Below are 7,072 nucleotides of genomic sequence, written 5' to 3'. Positions count from 1 at the left end.
ATAATCAACTAATGATTATCCTCCTACTCGATTATTTCTGAAATTTAAGTGCCTGTCACTATATTAACTGACCCAAGGTAGCCTACTTATTTTCATAGCCTTCTTTAATCAAACTTTCCATCTCAGCAATAAATTTCTCCAACATTAATTCACCTTTCTCTTTACTGGCTAGTGTTGCATCACCAAATACACCACTATTGCTTAAGTCTCCTAAAGAGATAGTTGACTTTCCGTACAAATTCGGCTTATTCGGATATTCCCTAACTGCTTTGTCCATTTCAACTAGCTCTGGTTTTAATGCTAGCATCAATGATGTTTCAAACTCACAAGCGTGTATCATTCCATGCCACATAGGAGACTCACAATACTCTTCTCGTATCGATTCCATATTCGGATAGAACAGATAGAAAACAGGCATATCTAATTCATCCATTAGCTCTCTGGCAGCATACTTCATACTAGCGTTATTGGCATCATGACCATTAACAAGAATTAGCATTTTAATTCCATACCGTGACACACTATGAGCTACATCTTTAATTACATTTTCTACATGATTTTGTTGAATAGATACAGTGCCAGGAATATCTCTCCAAACCCAAGAGTAACCAAAAGGTATCGTTGGAAGAAGTAACGCACCGGTTCTTTCCGATAATTTTCTTGAAATTCCTTCTGCTAAATAGATGTCAACCCCAAGGGGTAAATGATGTCCGTGTTGCTCTGTTGCACCAAGAGGGAGAATAGCAACCGGGAAGTCTCTTACCGCCTCTGCAACTTCATCACGATTCATTTTTAATAATTCTTTAGCTGTGTCCATCATTAAAACTCCTCTAATAATAACTGATTATACACCTCAGCACTTTGTTTAATTATTTGTAAATCTTCTTTTGTAGCACCACTTGGTACTAAATCACTTCCAATTGCAAAATAAGAGCATCCTGCCCGTTGATATTCCTTGATATTGTCTTTGCTAATCCCACCAACTGCCATGAAATGCGTACGTGGAAATGGTGCTTTCACATTTTTAATATAGCTTGGTCCTAAATTAATTGCAGGGAATAACTTAACGGTTTCAATACCAAGACTTGTTGCCTGCATAATATCTCCTGGCGAGAATACTCCAGGAAACATTTCAATATTATTAGCTAAAACATACTTAGCAAGTTCACAATCCCATCCTGGAGTAATTATATACCTTGCTCCAGCATTGATTGCCTTATCCACTTGAGATTGATTAATAACTGTACCAACACCAAGGTGGATACGGTCACCAAATTCCTTAAAAATGACACGGATACACTCCAAGCCTATTTCTTCATCACTTAGCGATACTTCAATTGAGTCTATCCCATTTTCTAATAAACATTGTGTAATATCTCTAATATCCTTAGGATGTACCCCACGGATTATTGCTATTATTGTGTTCTGCTTCATAAAATCTCCCCTACCTAAAATTGTGCTAACCAGTTTGCAGGATTTTCAATAAAAATAGTGTCAAGATCTTTTTGACTGATTCCTTCATCTAATAAGCGCGGGATGAACTTCTTAAGGATATATTCAAATCCTGGTCCACCACCATAAGCATGTAGATAGCTTTGACGCCCCATATCCGCAGAAATAAGTAATTTATTACCATAACCATTGTCAAGCATCGCTTTAATTAGCTCTACTCGGGTGCTATCCGGATAGTATTTAATCTTACTAACCCCATCAAATTGTACATAAGCACCTCGTTTAGCCATTTGTAAGTGGTAATAAGAGTCAGCATTTCTATCGCTGTGCCCCACACCAACTTTTGTTAAATCTACACCTTCTTCTTCTAAAATATCGAGCATTTCAAGTCCCATTGTCCCAGCCTCAGTATGCAACCACATGGGGGCACCTGTTTGTAATTGGGCACGTGCAACAGCACGTGTTACTTTTTCTTCTAATGGGTGGATTAATTGTTCCCAAGATCCCGCTTTTAGAAATCCTGCCTTTGATTCTGTTCCATCCATACCAATGGTAACATCTCGAACTAACTTTTGAGTAATTTCTTCAACGGTTAAAGCCTCTACCCAGCTTGAAAAATAAATATGTTTGTTAAAACCCGAAGTGGCAACGACGTTCACACCCGTTTCTTTTGCCATTCGCGCCATCATAGAAGCATTTCTACCATAATCAAGTGTGGTTGCATCAACTAATGAATCTCCTCCCGCACGTTTAAAACGCCATAATTCACTGACACTTGCTTCGTAATCGGTTAACTCTAAATCACGATCTTTTTGTGAACCAGGAGGATTGGTCCATAAATGCTCATGACTATATGTGAAACCTAATTTATCCTTCTCTATATCTCCTAAAACTGTTCTAATTTTACCCATTTTAAAAACTCCAATCTAGTAGTATTTTATATTTTAACTTTGTGTAAAAGTACAGGCATAATCCAAATCTATCTAGTTCAATGAATTATGCCTCATTCAAACTTTATAGCGGTACACCGAATAACAAACCAATTAACTTAATAATAATTACTACAATAATCGCATCTGGTGACGCAAACCATAATCCACTTATTCCATATTCTGATAGTCCAATCAAAGGATATGCTAGTGCAACTAATAATGAGAACGTAAGTCCTAAGAAGAAACCAGCTATGATAGCACCTCTTAACCCACCTCTAGCATTACCAAACACACCAGCTGCTCCACCCATGAAAAATAATCCAATAACAGATGGTAATACAGCTACAGGTAGCAAGCTAGACATAAATGTTACGATTAATCCACCAATTAGTGCTGCTAAGAAACCAATTGTTACGGCTACAGGTGCGTATGAATAGAAGATTGGTACATCAAGTGCTGGTTTCGCACCAGGAACAATTTTTTCTCCAATTCCTTTGAATGCTGGTACAATTTCTGCCAAGAACATTCGAACACCCATTAATAGGATTAAAATACCCACAACAAATCCCAAAGCTTCAAAAATAGCAAACTGGTATTTATTTATACCACCGGAAATTTCATTCATTGTATCTGTATCTACAAAGCCTGCAGTAACTACATAAACAATAATCATGATAATCCCCATTAAAATACTCATATCTTTTAGAAAGTCAAGCGATTTAGGAACTTTCACATCTTCCGAAGACTGCTCTTTATTCCCAAAAAGCCCTCCAACCCATCCAGATAATGATATCCAAGAACTTCCCCAGAAACCAAATGCTACGTTGTCGTTACCAATAACTTTGCGTACAGATGGTTGAGAAATTGCTGGAAATAATACCATTGATATACCTTGAATGATGGATCCTAATACAATCGTCATAATTGATGAAAGTCCCATCTGGCTCAATACAATCGCCATCGTAGCAGCAAATGAAAACATCATATGACCAGTTAAGAAAATATACTTATATTTAGTTAATCGAGCGATTAACACATTAATAAGAAATGAGAAAATTAAAATAAATGCCGTTTCTTTTCCTAGCACAACCTGAACAGCAGCTGCAATGGCATTATCTTCTGCAACAATACCTGTTAATCCAAAGGCTTCGGTAAACATCGTACTAAAAGGAATAAGAGAATTCACTATAATACCGGCACCTTGTTGTAAGATTAAGAAACCAAAAAGTGTTTTTAATGTACCTTTTATAATGTCCGATGTGGATTTACGCAGTGCGATTAAACCTAATCCTGCAATTAAAGCTATAATAATAGATGGATTACTTAATATAGATACTAATAAATCAATCATTTCTATACCCCCTTATACAGTTTCTCAATCATTGGCAATATTTTTTCTTTAATCTCATTTTTATCTAATAGGTTATCAATAGAGACTATTGGTACATTTTCATCTGATAGCTCTGCAGCAATTTCACTTGAAGCGACCATTAGATCACAGTTTTTACCTTTTGCACTTCCTAGGTCCGTAGCTTCTCCATCTACAGTATAACCGTGTTCTTTAGCCATTGATTGAATATCCATTAATAACATCAAACTTGTCCCAAAACCCATTCCGCACACGCTTAAAATATACATATAATTCACCTCATCTTATTGTTTTAAACAATTAAATTGTTATGATTTGAGCTATGTCACCAAAATTTTTAGCTTCTAAAATTTGTTTATGCTTTTCACGATCTCCAAGTATAATTGCAATCTTTTGAAGCATCTCAATATGCCCATTATTTCCTGTTCCGGTAATTGCACAAACCAATTGAACTGGATCATTTTTGTCATGACCAAAATTAATCGGATCTTTTAACCTAACTAAGGAAAATCCTGTTTTTAAAGCACCCTTTTCAGGACGAGAATGCGGGATAGCAATTCCTGGTGCAATGACTATATAAGGGCCCACATCGTTAAAACCCTTAATCATGGCATCTGTATATTCCTTTTTTGCATATCCTGCCGATACAAGTAGTTCTCCACTTAATGTTATTGCGTCAATTGCATTATCTAGTTCTGCACCCAGATAAACTGCTTCTTTTTTAAGTAATGTCATTAAAACCCTCCCTATTTTATAATCTTATTTCTATCTCTTCCAGAAACTTTAATATGATACTCATACTTATCGGATCTACTAATCATTTCTACCATTTCAAATGGTGTTCCGTTTGGAAGAAATGTAGTCCTAGTAATTTGCAAAACTGCATCACCAGGGGAAACACCTAGTGTTGACGCTTCCAAATCCGTTGCTAAACGAGCTCGGATTTGTTCATTCGCTTCTTCTAGTACGATATCATACTCTTTCTCTAACTCTTCATATAAAGATTCACGAGAGAGACCTTTTTCCAAAAATCCTGGAACATAACTTTCTCGCAAATAATTAAACATTAAAGCAATAGGTTCTCCATCAGCTAAACGAATTCGCTCTATACAGATTATTTTCTCATTCACTTGTAAATGAAGTTTGTCCTTAATTTTTCTAGAAGGCCTCACTTCGTATATGTTTCTTCTAACTGTATCAGGCTTTTTTCCTTTTAAATACATCTCTTCTGTCCAACTTGTTATACTGTTGGCATCTTGCACAATTTTAGTCGAACGAACAAAGGTACCACGCCCCTGTACTTTTGCAACATAGCCTTCAGACACTAACTCCTCAATAGCTTTTCTAATTGTAATTCGACTTACTTCATAGATGGTTTCCATTTCAGACTCTGTAGGAAGCAGATCACCTTCTTTCATATTTTGATGAATTTCTTTTAAAATCTCGTTTTTTACTTGTTTATATAAAGGAAGTTTAGAACTCATTATTTTATAACCACCTACAAACATTATAATGTTTAATTATTATTAATCATATACATTATAATGAATATATCATGAAAGTGCTTTCATGTAAATGTTTTTTTAATATTGTACTTTGGCTCATCTAATTATTCCGCAGGTCAAAAACTACTGATATAAATTTAGATTGGTTTTCTACTTAGGAGATAAATAAGTACTCGAATCAATAAAAAGAGTCGTCACACAGAATCATTCTCTGCTTGTAAAAGTCTACTAGTCTAGAAACAGAAAGACATTTCTACACTCCTTATCCAAACCTTTTTAAAATCCAAACCTTTTCATGAAACCTACTGACTTTACTAGGATTTTAATGAAAAAGGTTTGGATTTTATTTTGTAACATATATGGTTATTTTAAGGAGGTAATTATATATGTTAGATCTAATCAATCTTAAAGAAGGCTATCAAAAACTTATCAATTATATGAAAGAAGGTGATTATCTATATAGTTCGTCTTACATCCAGAGTGTGGAAGTTGAAATAAAAAAAATATTGAATACTGATGTTAAATTTGATTCCTATGAAGATTACTATCTTTATCGTGTAAGTAAGACTAATCCCACAAAACAATATCGTTTCCCATTTAAATCACATATTACAATGATTATGAACTTTGACATTCATAATGAATATCCTAGCGGTCAGATACGTAAGCATCGACTGTTTGAGGATTCCCAACAGCCACCCTTATGTGAGAACTTCAAAAAAGTAATAGGTGTTTATCAAGCCGTGGTTAACAGGAATGAAAAAAATGAGAAGACTTGTCAAGATGAAATAAGAGTAGCAGAAAATTTCTTTACAAAAATGCAGGAATTAGAGATCTTCGATATTTCTTCCATAGGAGAAAAGCATGTTATTTCATATTTCATGAATGAAAACAAAGAAATGATAAGAGGATATAGCTGCCGATGTAGATTGAAGAGAGTTTTGAAAACTGTGGCACCAGAAGTTACGGAATGTAATCGCATTGCATTTCTTCTACCAGCATTAAAGGAACACAGAAAAAATATTCAATATTTGAGTGACGGGGAACTTGACAAAATTAAAAAAGTTATTCTTGATATGAGTGTAGATATATCCTTCCGAACTAGAGCAATTGGTACTTTATTGGTTTATACCGGACTAAGAAGTGTTGACATAGCTAATTTTAAAATAGAGGACATTGACTGGGAAAATGATACCATCAAAATAATACAGTCGAAAACTTCTAAGCCCCTAGAGCTCCCCATGGAAGCGATGATTGGAAACGCATTGTATAGCTATATCATCAATGAACGTCCTAAAAGTAAACAGCCTTTTGTTTTTCTCAAAAACAAGCAAGATGATTCAGTAATAAGCAAATCAGCCGTTTCTATTGCAGTTAGCAAAATCATGGACGCCGCAAATATTAGAATGAATCACAACGATAGGAGAGGCACACATATTTTTAGACATAAGCTTGCATCATCGATGCTTGAAGGAAGTATACCAGCACCAGTTATATCAGCGATATTGGGGCATTCATCGCCTCATTCCTTGGACACATATGTCAATACGGACTTTGTGCACCTAAAAGAATGCGCATTAAATGTTGAGAAGTTTCCGATTTATTCGGACAAGGAGGATTATTCATGAAAAGTAAGCAGGAACAATTGGCTTTTTCTATCATGGATGATTTCGCTAATTATAGGGTTGCATCGCAGTCATGGTGCAACTGTTATGATATTCATCTCAAAGCATTTAGTACTTATTTTAAACCGGTTTGTCCCAATGACGATAATTTTAAGTCACAGTGACAACCCGAAATTTGTCGATAACCAT

At 35.2% G+C, this 7,072-nt stretch carries 9 protein-coding genes; 2 read left to right on the top strand and 7 right to left on the bottom strand.

All coding sequences use genetic code 11. The annotated features are described in order from the left end of the window. Positions 1–82: 82 nt before the first annotated feature. The 7 genes from RZN25_17040 to RZN25_17010 all read right to left on the bottom strand — a co-directional run bounded on the left by RZN25_17040 (position 83) and on the right by RZN25_17010 (position 5,237). On the bottom strand, positions 83–820 hold the full coding sequence (locus tag RZN25_17040; protein MEQ6378520.1) for a creatininase family protein: 738 nt from the start codon (positions 818–820) through the stop codon (positions 83–85). Continuing rightward, positions 820–1,434, bottom strand: a complete 615-nt coding sequence (locus tag RZN25_17035; GenBank protein ID MEQ6378519.1) for a bifunctional 4-hydroxy-2-oxoglutarate aldolase/2-dehydro-3-deoxy-phosphogluconate aldolase — start codon at positions 1,432–1,434, stop codon at positions 820–822. The genes RZN25_17040 and RZN25_17035 overlap by 1 nt, the downstream gene beginning before the upstream one ends. Before the next feature lie 14 nt (positions 1,435–1,448). After that, a complete protein-coding gene (locus tag RZN25_17030) occupies positions 1,449–2,363 on the bottom strand; it encodes a phosphotriesterase-related protein (protein ID MEQ6378518.1) in 915 nt (304 codons plus the stop codon). Between the two features lie 103 nt (positions 2,364–2,466). Beyond that, positions 2,467–3,735 (bottom strand): PTS ascorbate transporter subunit IIC, encoded by a 1,269-nt coding sequence (locus tag RZN25_17025; GenBank protein ID MEQ6378517.1) that lies wholly within the window; start codon positions 3,733–3,735, stop codon positions 2,467–2,469. 2 nt (positions 3,736–3,737) lie between these two features. Next, the gene (locus RZN25_17020) at positions 3,738–4,022 is read right to left on the bottom strand and encodes a PTS sugar transporter subunit IIB (GenBank protein ID MEQ6378516.1); all 285 of its coding nucleotides are present in this window, start codon (positions 4,020–4,022) and stop codon (positions 3,738–3,740) included. Positions 4,023–4,053: 31 nt separating this feature from the next. After that, on the bottom strand, positions 4,054–4,488 hold the full coding sequence (locus RZN25_17015; GenBank protein ID MEQ6378515.1) for a PTS sugar transporter subunit IIA: 435 nt from the start codon (positions 4,486–4,488) through the stop codon (positions 4,054–4,056). A gap of 11 nt (positions 4,489–4,499) precedes the next feature. Next, the gene (locus tag RZN25_17010; GenBank protein MEQ6378514.1) at positions 4,500–5,237 is read right to left on the bottom strand and encodes a GntR family transcriptional regulator; all 738 of its coding nucleotides are present in this window, start codon (positions 5,235–5,237) and stop codon (positions 4,500–4,502) included. A gap of 407 nt (positions 5,238–5,644) precedes the next feature. Between RZN25_17010 and RZN25_17005 the strand changes: the two genes are divergently transcribed. Together RZN25_17005 and RZN25_17000 are read left to right on the top strand one after the other, a co-directional pair. Beyond that, positions 5,645–6,886 (top strand): tyrosine-type recombinase/integrase, encoded by a 1,242-nt coding sequence (locus RZN25_17005; GenBank protein ID MEQ6378513.1) that lies wholly within the window; start codon positions 5,645–5,647, stop codon positions 6,884–6,886. Continuing rightward, a complete protein-coding gene (locus tag RZN25_17000) occupies positions 6,883–7,047 on the top strand; it encodes a hypothetical protein (protein MEQ6378512.1) in 165 nt (54 codons plus the stop codon). The genes RZN25_17005 and RZN25_17000 overlap by 4 nt, the downstream gene beginning before the upstream one ends. The last annotated feature ends 25 nt before the right edge of the window (positions 7,048–7,072 follow it).

The organism is Bacillaceae bacterium S4-13-56 (assembly GCA_040191315.1).
GTDB lineage: Bacteria > Bacillota > Bacilli > Bacillales > JAWJLM01 > JAWJLM01.
This window is presented reverse-complemented; position numbering and strand designations above follow the sequence as displayed.